18 protein-coding genes are annotated in these 20093 nt (G+C 42.0%); 10 read left to right on the forward strand and 8 right to left on the reverse strand.

The genetic code is table 11. The features are described from left to right. The first annotated feature begins 215 nt into the window (after positions 1 to 215). From CWB80_RS02870 to ppx, 3 genes are all read left to right on the forward strand, one after another. Entirely contained in the window at positions 216 to 722 is a 507-nt protein-coding gene (locus CWB80_RS02870) for a glycine cleavage system transcriptional repressor (RefSeq protein WP_054552472.1), read from the forward strand. A 120-nt stretch (positions 723 to 842) separates the two neighbouring features. Continuing rightward, on the forward strand, positions 843 to 2924 hold the full coding sequence (gene ppk1, locus CWB80_RS02875; protein WP_138600185.1) for a polyphosphate kinase 1: 2082 nt from the start codon (positions 843 to 845) through the stop codon (positions 2922 to 2924). Next, positions 2917 to 4404, forward strand: coding sequence for an exopolyphosphatase (gene ppx, locus CWB80_RS02880; RefSeq protein WP_138600184.1), 1488 nt, complete (start codon positions 2917 to 2919; stop codon positions 4402 to 4404). The genes ppk1 and ppx overlap by 8 nt, the downstream gene beginning before the upstream one ends. 29 nt (positions 4405 to 4433) lie before the next feature. On the opposite strand, the gene CWB80_RS02885 is transcribed toward ppx, so the two are convergent. The 7 genes from CWB80_RS02885 to CWB80_RS02915 form a co-directional block, all read right to left on the reverse strand. Beyond that, on the reverse strand, positions 4434 to 4889 hold the full coding sequence (locus CWB80_RS02885) for a hypothetical protein (protein WP_054563522.1): 456 nt from the start codon (positions 4887 to 4889) through the stop codon (positions 4434 to 4436). A gap of 142 nt (positions 4890 to 5031) precedes the next feature. Beyond that, on the reverse strand, positions 5032 to 8136 hold the full coding sequence (locus tag CWB80_RS02890; RefSeq protein ID WP_138600183.1) for an efflux RND transporter permease subunit: 3105 nt from the start codon (positions 8134 to 8136) through the stop codon (positions 5032 to 5034). Further along, positions 8133 to 9590: an efflux RND transporter periplasmic adaptor subunit gene (locus CWB80_RS02895; RefSeq protein ID WP_138600182.1), complete on the reverse strand. Its 1458-nt coding sequence runs from the start codon at positions 9588 to 9590 to the stop codon at positions 8133 to 8135. Before CWB80_RS02895 ends, CWB80_RS02890 begins: the two co-directional genes overlap by 4 nt. After that, positions 9583 to 10905, reverse strand: a complete 1323-nt coding sequence (locus tag CWB80_RS02900) for a TolC family protein (RefSeq protein ID WP_138600181.1) — start codon at positions 10903 to 10905, stop codon at positions 9583 to 9585. Before CWB80_RS02900 ends, CWB80_RS02895 begins: the two co-directional genes overlap by 8 nt. A gap of 103 nt (positions 10906 to 11008) precedes the next feature. Then, positions 11009 to 11362, reverse strand: a complete 354-nt coding sequence (locus tag CWB80_RS02905; RefSeq protein ID WP_138600180.1) for a hypothetical protein — start codon at positions 11360 to 11362, stop codon at positions 11009 to 11011. A gap of 43 nt (positions 11363 to 11405) precedes the next feature. Next, positions 11406 to 12020 carry a paraquat-inducible protein A gene (locus tag CWB80_RS02910; RefSeq protein ID WP_138600179.1) on the reverse strand — a complete coding sequence of 205 codons (615 nt, stop codon included), beginning with the start codon at positions 12018 to 12020 and terminating at the stop codon, positions 11406 to 11408. Between the two features lie 54 nt (positions 12021 to 12074). Next, on the reverse strand, positions 12075 to 13352 hold the full coding sequence (locus CWB80_RS02915; RefSeq protein ID WP_228290600.1) for an EAL and HDOD domain-containing protein: 1278 nt from the start codon (positions 13350 to 13352) through the stop codon (positions 12075 to 12077). Between the two features lie 104 nt (positions 13353 to 13456). Here CWB80_RS02915 and CWB80_RS02920 point away from each other — a divergent pair, with 104 nt between their 5' ends. From CWB80_RS02920 to CWB80_RS02930, 3 genes are all read left to right on the forward strand, one after another. Next, positions 13457 to 14218 (forward strand): substrate-binding periplasmic protein, encoded by a 762-nt coding sequence (locus CWB80_RS02920; protein ID WP_138600178.1) that lies wholly within the window; start codon positions 13457 to 13459, stop codon positions 14216 to 14218. Between the two features lie 83 nt (positions 14219 to 14301). Continuing rightward, positions 14302 to 14868, forward strand: a complete 567-nt coding sequence (locus CWB80_RS02925) for a PhnA domain-containing protein (protein WP_054552461.1) — start codon at positions 14302 to 14304, stop codon at positions 14866 to 14868. Positions 14869 to 15024: 156 nt separating this feature from the next. After that, complete coding sequence (locus tag CWB80_RS02930) at positions 15025 to 15834, forward strand: META domain-containing protein (RefSeq protein WP_138600177.1); 810 nt, start codon at positions 15025 to 15027, stop codon at positions 15832 to 15834. Positions 15835 to 15889: 55 nt separating this feature from the next. On the opposite strand, the gene CWB80_RS02935 is transcribed toward CWB80_RS02930, so the two are convergent. After that, positions 15890 to 16729: a 23S rRNA (adenine(2030)-N(6))-methyltransferase RlmJ gene (locus CWB80_RS02935; RefSeq protein ID WP_138600205.1), complete on the reverse strand. Its 840-nt coding sequence runs from the start codon at positions 16727 to 16729 to the stop codon at positions 15890 to 15892. Between the two features lie 240 nt (positions 16730 to 16969). Here CWB80_RS02935 and CWB80_RS02940 point away from each other — a divergent pair, with 240 nt between their 5' ends. From CWB80_RS02940 to CWB80_RS02955, 4 genes are all read left to right on the forward strand, one after another. Next, positions 16970 to 17200: a hypothetical protein gene (locus tag CWB80_RS02940; protein ID WP_054552458.1), complete on the forward strand. Its 231-nt coding sequence runs from the start codon at positions 16970 to 16972 to the stop codon at positions 17198 to 17200. Then, positions 17200 to 17487 (forward strand): cell division protein ZapA, encoded by a 288-nt coding sequence (locus CWB80_RS02945; protein ID WP_054552457.1) that lies wholly within the window; start codon positions 17200 to 17202, stop codon positions 17485 to 17487. Before CWB80_RS02940 ends, CWB80_RS02945 begins: the two co-directional genes overlap by 1 nt. 68 nt (positions 17488 to 17555) lie before the next feature. Continuing rightward, positions 17556 to 18542 carry an MBL fold metallo-hydrolase gene (locus CWB80_RS02950; protein WP_138600176.1) on the forward strand — a complete coding sequence of 329 codons (987 nt, stop codon included), beginning with the start codon at positions 17556 to 17558 and terminating at the stop codon, positions 18540 to 18542. 28 nt (positions 18543 to 18570) lie between these two features. Further along, positions 18571 to 20067 (forward strand): LysM peptidoglycan-binding domain-containing protein, encoded by a 1497-nt coding sequence (locus CWB80_RS02955; protein ID WP_138600175.1) that lies wholly within the window; start codon positions 18571 to 18573, stop codon positions 20065 to 20067. Positions 20068 to 20093 lie beyond the last annotated feature (26 nt).

The following is a 20093-nucleotide window of genomic DNA, read 5'->3' on the forward strand; positions in this document are numbered from 1 at the left end:
TAAGTCATTGTGGAGCACTTTTATTACAGTACCACAATCAAGCTAACAAATTGTTATAACTAATTTTTTATAACTACAGTGAAAAAATTGGACAAACATTAAAACAGCATCAATACTCAATGAGACTTATTTTTTTCAACAATAAGAATCATTTTTAACCAACGCCTCCTCCCTTTTATTGCATTTTTCTGAGGCTTTTTTATAGAGATTTAAGTATGAAGCAGTTAGTAATTACTATTTTAGGGCCAGACAAACCCGGCCTAGTTGAAGATATTTCTGCCACAATTTTAAACCATCATGGTAACTGGCTGACAAGTAATTTGAGCCACCTTGCAGGTCATTTTGCCGGAATTATCGAAGCCGCAGTACCTGAAGAGCATTTGCAAGAATTACAAGATGCTCTTCACAGCTTACCTTATCTTGAAGTTCGAATTGAACGTGGAACTGATACCTTGCCTGATGTTCCGTCTGAGGAAATTAACTTCGTGATTACTGGTAACGACAGACCAGGCATTGTACAAGAGCTAGCCAGCGTTATTCGTCACAAAGGGGCGAATATCACTCACCTAAATTCAAAACAACAAAGTGCACCTAACTGGGGCGTGCCAATTTTTAGTGCTGTTGCGACCGTTGCTTTGCCAATAGGCATGAACAAAGACGAAGTGATCAACGCACTTGAGTCTATTACCACAGATCTAATTGTTGATATTGAGGATGCTTAAACCAAGTACCACTTCTACAACTAAAGTTAGATTAAGCGTGTCACAAAACTGACACGCTTGTCATACTTGTGTCATCTGCATCCTCTACATTCTAACTAGCTATAAACGTTGGAAAACCAGATGAACGCATCACATTCTTCTTCTCAAGCCGTTAATTACTTTGCCAAAGAGCTAAGTTGGCTGTCTTTTAATGAACGCGTGCTGCAAGAAGCCAAAGACAAATCGAACCCGATTATTGAGCGCATGCGCTTTTTAGGTATTTACTCAAACAACATGGATGAGTTTTTCCGTGTTCGTGTTGCCGATGTAAAACGCCGCATATTACTTAATAAAATTCCTGATGCGAACTTTGAAGAAGACGAAATATTACTTCATCAGATCCAAAGTAAAGTGCTCCAACTTGGTAAAAAGTTTAACCAAATTCATAAAGATATTTTAAATGACTTAAACGAGCACAATATTCATGTTGAACAACCAGAAGAGTTGTCTGAATTTCATTTGAGTTGGCTGAAAAAATTCTTCCACGACAATGTGCTACAACACATATTGCCGATTTTACTCTCTGAAAAGAAAGACTACTCAGATCAAATCAACGACACCATGACCTATTTATTTGTCGAGATGACCAATCAAAAAAGTCATTATGCCATGATGGAAGTACCCACTGACCGCGTATCTCGCTTTGTTATTTTGCCACCAGAGAAAACACGCCGTCACAAAACCATAGTGATGCTTGATGACATCATCGCCTACTTTATTCGCGATGTGTTTAGCAGCTTTTTTAGCTTTGATGATATTCAATGCTACGCCATCAAACTCACCCGTGATGCCGAGTACAATTTGGATGATGAGCTAGAAGAAGGCTTGCTTGATAAAATGTCAAAGGGTCTTAAGCAACGTATTTCTGCTGAGCCTGTACGCCTTGTTTATGACGAGAGCATGCCAGCTGAAATGCTTAAAGTGATGAAAAAGCGCCTTAATATTAGTCAACATGATGCATTGATCCCCGGCGGTCGTTACCGTAACTTCCGCGATTTTATTGCGTTTCCGAATGTTGGCCGTCAGTATTTAGAAAACAAACCACTGCCTGCATTACAAAGCACAGCTTTTAACAATCACTCGAGTGTGTTTGATGCCATCTCTGAGCAAGATGTTTTACTGTATTACCCTTATCACACCTTTAACCATTTACTTGAGTTTGTACGCCAAGCCGCTTTTGACCCTGATGTTACCCAAATTAAGGTCAATATTTATCGCGTTGCGAGTCAATCTCGTCTTATCTCTACACTTATTAATGCAGCAAAAAATGGCAAACATGTCACCGTAATGGTTGAGCTGAAAGCGCGCTTTGATGAACAAAACAATATTGAATGGGCAAAAACTCTGAGTAATGCCGGTATTAAAGTAATCTTTGGTATTCCTGCATTGAAAGTGCACAGCAAGTTATGCGTTATTCATCGTAAAGAAAAGAACAACATCGTGAAATATGCCCATATAGGCACGGGTAACTTCCATGAGAAAACTGCCAAAATTTATACTGACTTTAGTTTATTTACCAGACATGAAGGTATTAGCGAAGAGTGCGATAGCGTTTTTAGATTCATCGAAAGTAGCTATAAACCATTTCAGTTTGATCACTTGATGCTATCACCAGTCAACGCACGACAAACTATTATGTCGCTAATTGATGCTGAAATAACCAATGTAGAGCATGGTAAGGCTGGCAAAATTACGCTAAAAATAAACAATCTTGTTGATAAAGAGCTGGTTGATCACCTCTATTTTGCCGCAAGACGCGGCGTGAAAATTCGCATTATTGTGCGTGGCATGTGTTCGTTAGTGCCCTCTGCCGTGAACGATAACATTCGTATTATTAGTATTGTTGACCGCTTTTTAGAGCACCCTCGGGTGATGGTGTTTCATAATAATGGCGAAGAAAAAGTGTATATTTCATCAGCGGATTGGATGACCCGAAATCTTGATCACCGTGTTGAAGTCGCCACACCGATTTATGATGAAAAATTAAAACAGCTTATTATTGATATTCTTGAGCTACAGTTTAAAGATAGATCAAAAGCGCGCATAATCGATAGCGAACAAAAAAACAGCTATGTGCGCCGTGGCAATCGTAAAAAAATTCGCTCGCAAATTGCCATTTATGACCACCTTAAGAAATGGGAAAGTAACTATAATAATGAATGATTATCCCTCAATTGCTGCCGTTGATTTAGGCTCAAACAGTTTTCATTTAGTGGTGGCAAGAGAGGTCGATGGCTCTTTGCAAATCTTACACAAAGAAAAGCAGCGCGTTTATTTAGCTGATGGTTTAGATGATAAAAATCACTTAAGCCAAGAAGCTATAGAGCGCGCGCTGGCGATTCTTAAGCAGTTTGCTACTACCTTACAGGACTTTCCCCTTGAGAATGTCAAAGTGGCGGCAACTTACACATTACGCCGCGCGAAAAATATTCATTCGTTCTTAACGCAAGCAAGTAAGGTGTTTCCTTACCCGATTGAAGTTATATCAGGGCAAGAAGAAGCACGTTTAATTTACCAAGGTGTTGCCCATTATATTCATCACGATGAAAACCGCTTAGTTATTGATATCGGTGGCGGCAGTACTGAACTCATCATTGGTAAACACTTTAAGCACAAGTTACTTGCTAGTCGCAACATGGGCTGTGTTAGCTATACCAAGCAGTATTTTGCAGATGGACAAATCACTGCTAAGCGCTTTGCCAAAGCAGAAGTTCGCGCAGAACAAGAACTCGAAGTAATTTTTGCTAATTACTTATCGGCTGGCTGGCAATCTGTGGTGGGAACATCAGGCACAATTAAATCTATCCTTGCCATGATCAATGCCAATGATGCAGAGCAAGAGCTAATTACTTTAGAGCGGCTATTAGAACTAAAAACCCAGTTTATTGCAGCTAAACAAATACAAGCGCTGCAAATTGAAGGTCTTACGCCTGAGCGGCAAGTGAGTATTTGTGGTGGTTTAGCCATTTTAATCGCGGTATTTAGGCTGTTTAAAATCGAAGCGATGCAGTACAGCGACTTTTCACTGCGTGAAGGCCTGCTTCATGAAATGCAGCAAAAGCTCGCCCATAAGGATATTCGCACAAATACCATAGAGAATTTATCTGAACGTAACGCCATAGATAAAGAGCATGCTAATCGTGTCTCGACAACTGCAAAGTGGCTGTTTGAACAAGTAAGAGAGACATGGCATCTGACCGACTCAGATTACATAAATTTATTGGATTGGGCTGCGCAGCTGCATGAAATTGGCTTAGGGGTTAATTCATCAGGGATACATAAGCACAGCGCGTATATCGTGGCGAATAGCCAATTACCTGGCTTTACGCAGCAACAACAAACCTTGCTTAGTTGCATGATCCGTTTTTATCGGAAAAAGATCCGCTTAGAAGAGTTTCCTACACTGCATACCATGCAGCATTATGAAATATTGCAACTTATTGTGATTTTGCGCTTAGCGGTACTACTGAATCAAAAGCGTATTACCGATCAAGGTTTTAAACTTGAGGTAACAGCCAAGCAAAATAGTATGTTCTTAAAGTTTCACAATAAGTGGCTTAAAGAACATACCTTGCTTTTAGCTGACTTACAGCAAGAGCAAAAATACCTTAAAAAAGTCGGCTTCTTACTCGATTTTCATTAAGCTGATTAATAGATTAATAGATTAATCGATTACATATCCATATGACGGTTTGAGCTTTGCATCATTTGCTTAAGGCCTTGATGTTCAAGCTCAAGTAAACGTTCGAGCTTTTCTTTGCTTTGCTCTGTATCAGCTCGCGATACCAAGTACTCGTATAAGTCGATGACTTTTTGGTGTTGCGTGGTTAAGTAAACCTGAATCGCCTTTTCATCAATTTGCTGATCTGTGCTGATATCGTTAAAAGTAATTAGCTCTGGGTTTTCAGCAAAATACTCATAGCAATAGGTATCAAGCGTGTTTATTTCTGTAATGGCTTTAAAGCCAACGAGATCTTCTGCTAGTTTCTTCTCATATTGCAGGTAATAATCCACCAGCATTTGATTATGCTCGTCCAGTAAGTCTTTAACACTGTGGAAATTGGCTGCCATTTGAGTATGAAATAACACGGTCCAATCATAAACTTGTTGTATTGTTTTAACTTGCATGTGCATTCCTTATTAAAATCAATTTAATATGACTTTGCATAAATCACACCAGCAATAAACAAACCAATTATCAATAAGTTAAAAATAAAATGTGTAACTTGCAGCCAGTAAAAGCGTACAAGTTACACACTGACTGTAAAATTTATAGGTGGCGTTTACGCCATATAAAGTAAAGCGCAGGTAGCACAAGTAGTGTTAAAACTATGGCACTGAGCATCCCACCGACCATAGGCGCGGCTATTCTGCTCATCACCTCACTGCCCGTTCCAGTGCCATAAAGCACTGGCAGTAACCCTATGATAATAGTGGCAACTGTCATCATCACTGGTCTAACCCGAAGGCCTGCACCATTGATGATTGCTTGGCGCAGCTCTGTAACCGTAAACTGTGCTGATTGCGCTTTGGTATCTTGATAAGCTTGGTTGAGATAAACCAGCATGATCACGCCAATTTCCACAGCAACCCCAGCTAAGGCAATAAAACCAACCCCAACAGCAACCGAGAAGTTAAAGCCTTCAAGGTACATCAGCCAAATACCGCCTATCATAGCAAGCGGTAAGGTCAGCATGATCATTGCCACCTCAATAAAGCTTCTAAAATTGAGGTATAACAGCACCACAATAATTGCCAAGGTAAGTGGCAATACATAACTGAGTTTAGCTTTTGCGCGCTCCATGTATTCATATTGCCCCGCCCACGTAATTGAGTAACCAGCAGGTAGCTCGAGTTGCTCATGCAGCGCTTGTTGCGCACGCTCAACATAACTGCCGATATCACTGCCTTCAATGTCGATTAAGCTCCAGCCATTAATACGTGCATTTTCACTTTTAATACCCGGCGGGCCATCTTCGATAAAGACATGGGCAACATCAGCCAATGCGATACGCTGTCCGTTTGGTGTCACTATCGGTAACAACTTAAGCTCTTCTGGCGAGTCGCGATAATCTTGCGGGTAGCGCAAGTTAACTGGGTAACGCTCTTGCCCTTCAACCGTTTCGGTCACATTCATACCACCGATAGCGGTGGCAACTACCTGTTGCACATCAGCAATGTTCAAACCGTACCGTGCTGCTTTTTCACGGTTGATATCAACTTTGATGTAGCGACCACCGGCAACGCGCTCTGAGTACACCGACGCTGTGCCTGGTAAATCTTTTAAGATGACTTCTATTTGCTCACCGATTTTTTGAATTTCACTTAGCTTTGGCCCTGCAACTTTGATCCCCACAGGCGTTTTTATACCAGTCGCCAGCATGTCGATTCGGGTTTTGATTGGCATCACCCACGCATTGGTGAGCCCAGGGAACTTAACCAGATTATCGAGCTCTTTCTTCAGTTTCTCGGTTGTCATGCCCTCGCGCCACTGTGACTTTGGCTTTAACTGAATAAAGGTTTCGATCATGGTGAGCGGCGCAGGATCTGTGGCAGTGTCTGCACGACCTACCTTACCAAATACCGACTCAACTTCTGGCACACTGGCAATTAGCTTATCGGTCTGTTGTAAGATTTCACGGGCCTTACCAATTGAAATGCCTGGGTAAGTAGTAGGCATATACATTAAGTCGCCCTCATCAAGGGGAGGAATAAACTCACTGCCAATTTTATTAACCGGATAAAAGCCGATAGCAGCCAACACCAAGGCCAGTACTAATGTTGTTTTCGGCGCTTTTAACACCGCACTTAATAAAGGTTTATAGGCTGCCACCAATAAGCGGTTTACAGGGTTTTTCTGCTCAGAAATAACCCTACCGCGAATGAAGTAGCCCATTAATACCGGCACCAGTGTAATCGCTAAACCCGCCGAAGCTGCCATCGCATAGGTTTTTGTATAAGCCAGTGGCGAGAACATGCGTCCTTCTTGTGCTTCAAGAATAAACACGGGCATAAAGCTGACTGTAATTATCAATAAACTAAAGAATAACGCAGGCCCGACTTCTGCGGCTGAGTCCATCACCACTTGCCAGCGATTCTCGTCGGTCAGTGGGGTTTTCTCCATATGCTTGTGCATATTTTCTATCATCACGATAGCACCATCGGTCATTGCACCAATAGCAATCGCTATCCCGCCAAGCGACATGATATTGGCGTTTATACCTTGCCAATACATCACCACAAAAGCCGTTAAAATGCCCATTGGCAACGTGATAATGGCTACGATCGATGAACGTATATGGAATAAAAACACCACACATACTAAGGCCACGACAATTAATTCTTCAATTAACTTTGAGCTTAAGTTATCAAGCGCTTGGGTAATAAGGTTTGAGCGGTCGTACACAGGGATGATTTCAACCCCCTCAGGCAGACCTTTTTTGAGCGACTCTAGCTTTTGTTTTACTAGTTTGATGGTTGCTTCGGCGTTTTCTCCAAAACGCATCACCACTACACCACCTGTTACTTCGCCCTCGCCGTTAAGCTCGGCAATACCACGGCGCATTTGCGGCCCAAGTTTTATATCGGCCACATCACGTAATTGCAGTGGCGTGCCATTGGAGTTAGTACCCAGCGGAATGGCCTCTAAATCGGCGACACTTTTAATATAACCTGTGCTCGATACCATGTATTCGGCTTCAGCCATTTCGACCACTGAGGCACCGCGCTCTTGGTTACCTTGCTTAATTGCTGTTTGAATTAAACTTAGCGGAATACCATAAGCACGCAATTTATCGGGGTCGACATTAACCTGATACTGCTTAACCATACCGCCAACAGACGCTACTTCTGATACGCCCGGCACCGTTTGCAGCTCAAACTTTAAAAACCAATCTTGCAAGCTTCGTAGCTGGCTAATATCGTGCTTACCAGTTTTATCCACCAGCGCATACAAGTAAATCCAGCCTACCCCTGTTGCATCAGGGCCAAGTTCAGGCCTCGCTGAATCCGGTAAGCGAGCACTTACTTGACTCAAATATTCTTGCACCCGACTACGGGCCCAGTAAAGGTCGGTGTCTTCGTTGAAAATAACGTATACATAAGAGTCACCAAAAAACGAAAAACCCCTTACCGTTTCAGCACCCGGCACCGACAACATGGCTGTAGTGATAGGAAACGTTACTTGGTCTTGCACCACTTGTGGCGCTTGTCCTGGGTAAGATGTTTTTACAATAACCTGTATATCAGATAAGTCAGGCAAGGCATCAACTGGGGTATTCTTTAAAGAAAACATCCCAAAACCTGCCAACATTAAAGACAGCAGTAATACAAAGAAGCGATTACCGACTGACCAACGGATCACGGCAGCTATCATTGCATTTCTCCTTGCATAGGGTGGCTCATGGTCATGATGTCAAAAATCACAAACTCACCGTCCACCAATTTAAAGGTAAAATGCACTTCATCATCGCTTTGTAAACTAGACATATCGATGCGCGGCGAAAAGTGAAACTCCATAGTTGCAGCCCCGCGCCCCCACTTAGGGATGGCTTCGCGACTAATCACGGCAGTACGGGCTTCGCGATCAATGCTGTTGATCACGCCATTCACCATTGCGCTCTCGCTATCTGGTTCTTGCATACGCATAAAGTCAGAACTCTTACTTGATTCGGAATCTATTAAGAACTGCGCTGAAACCACAACGATATCGTCTTTCAATAAGCCTGATAAAATTTCGACATCATGATTATCACTACGGCCTAGCGTCACAGCCACTGACTTAAAGCGCCCTTCACCTAAATCAATCACGACACGGTCTTGGCTACCGGTGCGGATCACCGCTTCTTTGGCTATCACTAATTGCGGCTCAGTTGGCTTAGTAGTAATGCTCACTTCAGCAAACATATTCGGTTTGAGTAAGCCATCTTGGTTAGCAAAGCGTAAACGCACGCGCAGGGTACGGTTTTTCTCATCAAGGGTTGGATAAATATAATCGACATTGCCTTGCCAGCGTTTGCCCGGTAAGTAGTCTAAGCTCATCGTCACTGGCAAGCCTTTATGAATAAGCCCTGCTTGGCGCTCAAAAACTTCAGCCTCAACCCAAACCTCTTCTAGGTGAGCAATACTCATCATGGTTGTGCCTGGTTTCACAAAGAAACCTTCGCGGATATTTAGCTCATCCAATACGCCACTTTGCTTGGCATAAAAGGTAATGTTCTGTCTGACCTTTTGGCTTTGCTCTAATCGCACAATAAAATCGTCAGAAACATTCAGTGAGGCTAAGCGTGCTTTTGCCGCACGTATAAGCACTGCATTGTTACGTTTAAGGGCAAGCAGTAGCTCTTCTTGCGCATTTACTAGCTGGGGAGAATACAAGGTATAAAGTGGCTCGCCTTGCTTAACTTGGTCACCCGCGGCTTTTACATATAAGGTTTCTATCCAACCTTCGACACGAGGGTGAATATGCACGAGTTGGTCTTGGTCGTATTGCACATAACCAACCGTATCAACCGTCGTTTGTAATGATTTAAACCGTACGGGCGCTGTTCTTACCCCTAAATTATTAACGACCGCCGGTGAAACTCTCACAGTTCCCGGGCTGTCTTCAGCGCTACTTTGCTCTTCATAAACGGGCACTAATTCCATACCCATTGGTGATAACCCCGGTTCATCACGGCGGTAATTACTGTCCATGGGCGCCACCCAATATAGCGGCTTTTTCTCAGCGCTTGGAATAGCTCCATGATCTGGCTCAGCTAGTTTATTTACAGCTGTTGCCAATGCCGCGCCTACCGCCAAGGCGATAACTAATTTCACTGTGTTATTCATTGCTAGCTCCTTGGCTTTGTGCTGCATTTATTTGGTTATCTTTTGCTGCTGCGTAATAATTAAGGCGAGCGAGGGTTATTTGTTTATCAATTTCGATATTCAACGCATCAATTTTTGCGTTAAGTTCGCTAATGCGAGCACGCATCACTTCTGAAAAGTCACCATCATCATTGGTGTAAGCATTTAACGTCGCCTCCGCTTGCTCTGCCATTTGCGGTAATAGCTGCTGTTGATACAGTGCTTTGCGCTGAGCAAGTCGGCTTAGTTGGCTAAGCTCTTTAAAATACTGACCTTGCAGTTTCTGTAGAGTAATAAGCTTGTTGGTTTTTACCGCCTCGGCATTAGCTATTGCGGCATTAACTTGTTGATCTTGACGGTTATCAGTAAACAGCGGTAAATCAATACTCACCCCTATAGAGAATAAGTCAGCGCGAGAGTCACCCATCGGGGTATCATCACGATAGCCATAGCCTAGGTTCATACCAAATTGCGGCTTATACGCCTCTTTAGCCACTTGCACTTGGGTGTTTTTGGCACGCATAGCATGATCAATAGCGATAATTGCCGGGTGGCTCATCAGCACTTCAGTCACCCCCGATGATGCAAGCTCTTGATAAGCCATGACTGCGGCCACCTTGGTGTTTTCATCGCTCACTGCACCGTTTAGCATTTCAATAGGTAGCCATTGTGCTAGTCGCTTTTTGGCACTATCAAACTGTTGCTCTAACATCACCAGCTTATCTTCAAGCCGAGTCAGCTCTAGCTGGGCGCGAATAATATCCTGCTGGCGAGTCGCACCAAGTGTATTGGCATAGCTTGCTTCTGTAATATCAATAAGTTGATTAAATAAGGCTTTATCTTGGTTGATCAGTTGAATGCTTTTTTGTGCGCGATAGGCATTTAGCCATGCTTCGCTAACAATAGCTTTAACCTGTGCTTGGCGGTCTGCTCTAAGCCAAGGGTATTGCTCAGCCGATTGTTTTAAAGCTTGTTGCTGTAAGGCAAGACTATCACCTCGGCTAAATTGTTGTGACAAGCCCACTTTGAATTGCGTCATACCCTCTTGGTCAAAGGCAAAGCCATCGGTTGGTAAGTTCATGAGTCCAACGGTTAACACTGGATCCGGCAAGGTACCTGCCGCAATGCTTTGCGCTTCTATCGCCTGTTGCTGGTATTTATTTGCCTGTAACCAAGGCTCGTGAGTCAATGCATAATCAATCACCTGATTGAGTGCCAACGGCTCTGCTTTCACTAAACTTGAGGTTATCAATACTGCGCCTAGAGAAAGCGCCTTAATCAATTTGCTGTGAATCATCACATGCTCCAAAAATCTTAAAAACGGTTAAAAATAATAGATTTTGGGTGCAGAATGAGGTGTATTTCAGCGTTTTACTGAATTTTAGACAGACCTATCCTGCTTAAGCAGTAATAGGTGGACGATATAAAGAACTGACGTGAAAACTAAGCTGGCTGGCGCCTAACATGGTGACTTTTTCTGATTGCTTTATTGATTTAACAACTAAATCATTTAACGGCAGGAGTGAGTGAGCTGTACAGGCATTGAACGGACACGCACAATCGCTGTTATCCAATACGTCTTCATGGCAACAATCCATATCACTCATGTCGCTGTCAGCATTCATATTAGCATGATGATCCATTTGCATGCTGGCATGTGGCATATCACATACCATAGCAACAGACGCAACTGACTGACCCACAAAAGTGAGCAGCATCATAGCTATCAGTAAGTAGCTTGAAAGTCGCGTCATCATCATACCTTAAAAATTAAGTGCCCAAATTGTAGCCCGAAATTTACGAACTCGACAAGGGTTTATCTATTTTTATGCTACTGCTGGCAGCAATAGCAAACAAGCAATAACCTGTAAAATACCAAAATCCATCACCCAATTCAGCATGCATTTTTATCAACTCGCCCATTTGCCCATCGGCATTACCTGCTAAATAAGACACGATCAATGCAATCACAAACACATCGACCATGCTCCATTTACTTAGGCCTTGTATGAGTTGACCGAGCAAATACTTAAACCTATTCACTGGTAAGAAACAATAAAGCAATTGCATCAGGAGTTTTAAGGTGGGAATGACAATCGAGAACACTGCTACAAGCGCGGCAACAAGGTAGTTTTTGTTATTAGCAAGCTCATTCACGGTGCCCCAAATGCTGCGTGTTTTTTTGTAGGCATCGATTTCTCCTTCAAGCTTATCAAGCCCCAGCATGCTTGATGCCATCATTAACACGCTACGGGTATTGCGATCGCCTTCATCGGCAATCATTTCAATACCTGTTTTGGCAAGCTTAGATTTATCAATTTTTCCTTCAAGGGTGAGCACTGGCTGGGTTACACCGGGAATAAGTAACACTAAGGCAATTAAAATAGCCAGTATAGGAAAAACAACACGCATTAGTTACAAACCTTTTTAATACTCAGAGTCTGCATCATAACGAACTCTGCGCTCCTAGTCTGTAACCGATGATAAGCTTGCGAATACTTCATCTGCGTATGCGCGGGCATCATACATAGCTTGAAAAACCACATCCATTTTTGAGGCTGGGCGGATCATCTTGAGTAGTTCAAGGGCTGTGTGCCACTGCTCTTCTTCCATTGCTTTAGCAAGTTGTAAGCTCGCCCCTTGCATGCCATTAAAGTTTAACAGTGCACTCGAAAGCTCACTACCCAATGAAAACTCTTTGGCAATGATATTAAGCTCCATATCTAAAATAGCGTCTAAAACAGAGAGTAAGCCGACTAAATAGCCTTGTTCAGCTAGGTCTTTACCGCCGGGTTCAAGCATCAAAGCAATAAATTTAGCTCTTGTTAAACCAAGTTTAGTTAGCTCTTGCGGTTTGTCATTGCCTAATTCGCTTAGCGCTAATACCCGCACAAATTGTCTAATCGCATCTTCACCAAGGTAAATAACCGCTTGTGAAATCGAACGAATTGTTTGCCGGCTATTACTTATACGCGCATTAACTAATTTTAAAATGCGTGCAGTAAGGCCAATATCTTTAGCAACACGTTGTTGAATTGCATCAAAATTTAAATCTGTTTGCGCAGTACAGTTAAGTAATTCAAGCACAGCAATTTTTGATGGTTCAACATTACCAAAACTCAAAAGCTCCGGCTTAGCAAAAAAGTAGCCCTGAAACAGGTCGCAACCTGCTGCTTTTAGTTGTTGAAAGTCTTCATAATTTTCAATGCGTTCCACTATGATAGTGGTTTCTGGGAAGCTGCGTTTAAGCTTTTTGATCATCATGTTGGTTTTGATAATCGGCTGCGTAACTTCAAGCTTAATAAAATCCATCAAAGGCAAAATATCTTGCCATTTCTCTGTGCCATCATAATCATCAAGCGCGAACAAATAGCCTTCTTGTTTTAATTGTTTAACGCGGTTCACTACTTTTGGAATGCTAGTAGCCCGCTCCACTATTTCGATAACCGCACTGCGTGGCTGCAACAGCTTAGGAAAGTCATCCAAAATAGCGTCAGTCGATAGATTGATAAACGCAGGTTGAAAACCTGTTAGCTTCTCGAGTCCCATCAACATTAACGCGTTAAAAAACAGCCGCCCCGTTGCTTGGCCATCACTCGTTCCTACCGGAAAGACATTATCGCTCGATTCTCTATACAATAATTCGTAAGCATATAAACTTCTATCAGCATTAAATATTGGCTGCCGGGCTATATACTGAGTCATGCTCTGACTTTTATTACCTTCCATACTTAATTCTGACATTCAACTTCTCACTAAAATGTGGCTAACTCCACATTACTATTGTTATAAGTATAGTGAAAGATGTTTGCCTTGCTAAAAAACAAAAACCCAACCAAACTAGGTACATGAAAACGAATTCAATCAGACCATTGCGCTTCTCTAACTCGATTTTCTTACTGTTACTTTTTCTTACTCAAGCAGTTTTGGCTGAGCAGCAGCCTGTACTGAAATATAATGTAACCGGCTCTGGGAACTACTATCCTTATTATATTGATGACAAAAGCAATCCAGGGATCCTCCCCGAACTGATCAAGCAAGTTATGCAGCTTGCTGATGTTCAAGTAAAGCATGTCGAGCTTCCTGCAAAACGAACCGTCAAATACCTTCACCAAGGGAATATTGATTTTGATGTCATAAGCCCCGAGTGGCTGAGCCAGACAGAAAAACAAAACCGAAAATTTAGTTACTCAGACACCCTGTTTGCAGTTGAGGAGTATCTCGTGAGTTTAAAAAGCTCGGTGGCTCAATGGCAGCAACTCAACAGTATTCGTAATCAACCCGTAGGGACTGTTTTAGGCTATTACTATTATGACGATAACCGCTTTAAACGGGTTGATTTTCACTCTGAACAACAACTCATTCAGGCACTAAAAATACACCGAATTGAGGTCGTCATAATAGATAAACTGCCAGCATTATATTGGGCTGAGCAATTTGATGCTGATATCAGTTTTGGCGCATTACACTCGCTAGGCAACCTAAAAATTCGCCTGCGCAGTGAACATCAATCATTGTTACCAAAAATAAATGCAGCAATCAAAGAACTTAAAAATTCTGGCAGCTTAGATGCCATAATCAATAAATACACAAAAACTATACCCCTATAATAACTAGGGATATTCCGCTTCAGTCCCTCTTTTGCTATAATGCGCGCTGTTTTTCTTACCTTGTAAACTTAAAAGAGCCTCCTATGAGCATTGAACAAGCCCTAATCGAACGCAGTAATAACCAATGTGAACTTTGTGCCGCTACAGATAACCTATCTGTATACGAAGTGCCGCCTGTTACAGAGGCTCATTCTGATAAATGCATTTATGTCTGCCAAACTTGTAAAGATCAAATCGAAAACAATGCTGATTTAACTGCAAACCATTGGCACTGTTTGAATGACAGTATGTGGAGTCAAACTCCAGCGGTACAAGTTGTCGCTTACCGCATGCTGAAACGCTTAGCTACTGATAACGGCTGGGCACAAGATGCACTCGATATGATTTATCTTGAAGAAGACACATTAAAATGGGCGCAAACAGCGCTAGCTGAAGATGACGACATTAAACACATCGACAGTAATGGTGTTGTGCTGCAGGCGGGTGATACAGTGACACTTATTAAAGATCTTGATGTGAAAGGCAGCAGCCTTGTTGCTAAGCGTGGCACAGCAGTAAGAAACATTGGCTTAACGAGCAACCCAGAACACATTGAAGGCCGTGTTGATGGTCAACGTATTGTTATTCTTACCAAATACGTGAAAAAATAACGTTTATTCTTATGCGCTTTATGTTCTTAAAGCGATTCGTTATTACGAAAATGGGCTTAGTGCCCATTTTTTGTTAATTAAGCTATGATTAAGACAGCGAACTTTATGCTAGGCAATTAAATATGATGCATAACCCTAAACGCAAGGAAAATAATCATGGCTTCGGATACCTTTTCATCTTTCAAACGCGCTTCTCTATGCAGTTTAATGATCTTAGGGAGCAGCTTGGTTTTAACAGGCTGTGGTGAAGACTCTAGTGCACCACAAGCTGAGCAATCATCAATGAAAACCCTGAATACTCAAATCACCTATTTAGATCGTAGTATGCTACCTCCGGGTTCAGTATTAAAAGTACAGCTCGCTGATGTTTCTAAAATGGATGTCAAGGCTGAAGTAATTAGCGAACAAGAAATCCAATTAGATGGTGCACCACCATATGATGTAGCACTTGAATATGACGAAAGCAAAATTGCTGACCGTCACCGCTACAGTGTAAGTGCACGCATTGAGAATCAAGGTAAATTACTTTACATCAGCACTACTCACAATAATCCATTTGCCGAAGATGCCGCTGGCGATCTGTACAAGGTAACGGTGACTAAAGTATCAGCGAAAAAGCCAGACGTGACTTTGACCAATACCTATTGGAAAGCAGTTACCATCAGCGGTGAGGCTATCACCGTTGAAAATAAAGAACCTTTCGTACAGTTTAAAGACGATGGTTCAACCAATGGTCACTTAGGTTGTAATAACTTCTCAGGTAGTTACGAGGTTAATGAGCAGGCGCTCACATTCAAGCCATTAGCAAGCACCAAAAAAATGTGTGTATCACAAATGGATATTGAAGCGGCCATGTCGGCAGCACTTGCAGCCACGGCTAAGTACTCAATCAATGGTGAGCAGTTAACCTTGTTAGATGATAGTGATGAGCCACTTGCGACCTTCGCAGCGACTTATATGAATTAACAACAGTTAAATTAACAACGCCCAGCAATTGCTGGGCGTTTTTGTATTGAAGAAATTACTCTTCAACTAATTGTTCACTGCGATAAAAACCACTGCTATCGCTTAGTATGGAAACAAGTTCTGGTAATACAGCATCCATCGTTTGCTTTAATTTCCATGGCGGGTTGATCACTATCATACCCGATGCAGTCATACCATGAACGTCGGTATCGGCCTCTGTTGCAAGCTCGAAAAGCTGAATGTTACGCATACCCGATGCGATTAAACCCGCCTCCATTCTGTCAATTCGTTCACGGTCTACAACCGGATACCAAATCATGTACGTCCCCGTAGCAAAGCGTTTATGCGCCTTAACAAGAGTATTAACGACCGTATCGTAATCGTTTTTTATTTCGTAAGGAGGGTCAATAAGCACGCAAGCTCGACGTGATGCTGGTGGTAATAAACCAATTAAGCCTTGAAAGCCGTTTTCACCACGTACGCGAATAGAACGCTTACCTTTCATGTTGTCTTGCAGTAACTGTAAGTCACGTGGATGCAACTCAAAGAACCAACCGTTATCTTGGCGACGTAAAAAGTGCTCTGCAATTTTTGGCGAACCTGGGTAAAAATCTAAATTACCATTTGAATTAAATGATTTAATCAGCTCAATATACTCATTAAGTGCATCATGCTCACTGTTGTGCCGCCAAAGCTTAGCAATCCCATCTAAATACTCTTGTGTTTTTTGTGCATCACTGCCTGCAAGTTCAAAAAAGCCAGCACCTGAGTGGGTGTCCACATAATCAAGTGGTTTGTCTTTAATTGTTTGGTATTTAAGAACTTCAGCTAGAACAAGATGTTTTAGAACATCAGCAGGGTTACCTGCATGAAAAGAGTGTCGATAACTAAGCATATTTATAAGTCGCCAAATGCAAAACTGCATTAAAAATGAATAGCCATATTGTACATGATAAACAGAAAATGATCCTAGCATCTGGCGCTTTGGTGAATCATAAATGAATAAAAAAGCCGCTACGCTGAATTACACCTTAATAATAAATAAAAATCCTCTAAAACGGCCGTAAATGCTGGCATATCAAGACACTTTCCTTTACATTTGCATGACAATAATCACAGTTTTATGAGCGCATCTATGAATAACGAAACTCTTTCCCAACTCGAACAACTGATCGACAAATTAATCCTTCGCAACAGCGAACTTGAAAGTGAAGTTAAAAGCTTACAAGAACAAACCGCTAAGCTTTTAGATGAGAACGAAACTCTGCAACTAGAAGTACTCGAAAACGAAGAGAAACAAAAAGATACAAGCAGCACATTGACTGGCCTGCTTGAGAAATTACAAAGCGTTCAACAGGCTAGCTAATGAGCAGCCCACAAAGTCAGCGGGTCACCGTAGAGCTACTAGGTAAAGAACATGAGTTTTCTTGCCCTCCAGGGCAAGAGCATGCCCTAGTTGCTGCTGCACAAAATTTGAATGACTTAGTGGAGCAAATGAAACAACGCTCATCGGTTCGCAATGACCAAAAAGCGTTGCTGATGGCAGCATTACATCTAAGTCATGAATTGCTTGAAGTAAAATCGCAACAAGCAGAACAAGAGCAACAACATGACAGCTTAATAGATAAGCTCAGCCAGCACCTTAGTATTTAGAAAAAAGCGCATCTGGCGCTTTTTTTGTTTACAATCAACAGCACTGACACCTATTCGAGCGAAACACCATGCGATTTTGTGCTTTTTTAATCTGTCTTTTCGTAAGTTATAGCGCCAAAGCAAGCGTTAGCTGGCATAGCATCACTCCCGAAATCCAATTTCTACAACAACAAAATAAGCTGCGTTTTTACGATTCGAATCAAGTGCTGATAGAGGGTAAAGAATGTGCCTTAATGTTTGATGCCAGTGGTAACTTTGCCGAAGTAGAAAAGCTCACAGAGCTGCTAAAAAAACGCTTAAAAACACCATTATGTTATTTAGTGGCGAGTCATTATCATGATGATCATCTACTAGGCTTGGCCGTTCTACAGGCTGAGTTCCCTGAAGCTAAGCTCATCGTACATCAGCAAGTAGCGACTGAGTTTGTTGCAATGCAGCAAGCATTGACTGATAAATTAGATGGTTATGAAAAAAGCATTGAACTGAGCTATCAACGCCTTGCCAATCAACCTAAAGATCAGCAAGCAGTTTGGCGCGACAAACTAGAACTTGCTAAAAAACGCTTATTTCGCTGGCGAGAGCTCACCCTGAACCCACCAGCTATTAACATTACTGAATCAACACAGCTAGACCTTGGTAACTACCCCATCGTTATTACACCCTACCAAGCGCATACTAAGGGTGATCTGACCCTTAGTGCCGATCAAGGTCGCGTGCTATTGGGTGGCGATATAGTCGACAGCTTACCCTACCCAGGACATGGCTCGTTTTCTAGCTGGATAAGTGCGCTGCAAGATATTCAAAAAAATACCACACTGACAACTATTTTACCGGGTCACGGTAAGCCACTGACACCTGCTGAACTTGCACTCCCTTTAAGGTTTTTAAAAACCATTCAAGAGATGACAAACTCCTCACCAGATAAGCCCGTTAGTGAATTAATTCCGCTTTTTCCTACTGAGATAAAACAGCAATACCAGCTAGATGAAGTGGGTGAAAGAGCGTTTTCTATGTTTTTAGAAGCTGGACTTAAACAAAGCAAATTGTCAAAATAGGGCTAAAATAGTAAAAGGATTTTATTATATGGCTCAAGTAAGTTTGAAATATTTACTTTTGCTGAGCTTGTTTATTGGCTTACAAGGATGCCAACTAACTCAGCAAGAAACAGAACAGCAACGGGCAAGGCCGGAGATTTTTAGCCATTACGAGCCCGATTTAACAACCCAACAAGCACCTAGTGAGTTTGTCGATTCAACAGCTGTTGAACCTCGCCCTATTGCTGCGCCCATAGCAGTCAATAATATTCCACTAGCAAAGCCTCGCGCGAAAGATCTATGGCAGCATATCGCCAACAATTTAACGCTGGTATTTCAAACCAATAAACATACATCTGCACGAGTAAAATGGTATTTAAAACAACCCAATTACCTAATTAAAGTGAATAAACGTGCTGCACCCTATTTGTACCATATCGTCACACGCATCGAACAACAAAAGCTACCGATGGAATTGGCCTTATTACCCTTTGTTGAAAGTGATTTTAGACCAACAATACGATCATCAGAGCAAGCGGTAGGTGTTTGGCAGCTAGTCGGCGCGACAGCTTATCATTTTGGTGTGCAAAGCGACCAATGGTATGACGGCCGCCAAGACATACTTGCTTCAACCGATGCCGCATTAGCTTATTTAAGTTACTTACATAAACGCTTTAATGGTGATTGGCTGCATGCCCTTGCCGCCTATAACAGTGGTGAAGGACGCGTTAAAAAAGCGATCGAAAAAAATAAAAAGCTTGGCAAGAAAACTGATTATTGGTCGTTATCGTTACCAAAAGAAACCGCTGAATATATTCCTAAACTTTTGGCGCTTAGCTATTTACTAAAGCACCCAGAAAAAGGTTTAAAACGCCCGAAATTAGCGAATAAAGCACTTACCACAGAGTTTGATGTAGGCCAACAATTTGATTTTTCAGTGATCGCTAATTTATCTGGCATCGGCCATAATCAGCTCCATAAATTAAATCCAGGGTATTTAAAAAACCAAAGTTCCCCGAATGGCCCACATACTTTACTTCTGCCAATAGAGCGCCGTACGCTGTTACAAAGCAAACTGTTTCGCAACAATTTTGCTGGAGAATACACAGTACAAAAAGACGATACCCTCTACAGTATTTCAAGGCGTTTTAAAATGTCTGTAAAAGATCTAAAAACTCTCAACGATAAAACAACAAATTTGATTAAGGTAGGTGAACAATTGCGCTTATCACAACCACAAACCATGCCGGAATCATTATTGGTTGATTACAATATCAGTCCCTACCTTGAGCAACATGAAGAAGTCATTTCTACAATCGCTATCGACTATCAGGTTAAACCTGGAGACTCAATTTGGAGTATTAGTCAACTTTATGATGTACCGCATAAAGATATTGCAACGTGGAATAAGCTCAGCGCTACCAGCATTTTAAAACCCGGTACTATTTTAACATTGCACTTACCACAAGCTAAGCCAACTGAGCCACAAGTGCCAGCAAGTGAAACCATGCTGTCAGGGATTGAAAGCTCATTGAAAAAGCCTTGATTGCTCAGCACTTGTGGTTAGCGTAA

It is taken from the genome of Pseudoalteromonas sp. S1650 (assembly GCF_005887195.1).
Taxonomy (GTDB): Bacteria; Pseudomonadota; Gammaproteobacteria; order Enterobacterales; family Alteromonadaceae; genus Pseudoalteromonas; species Pseudoalteromonas simplex.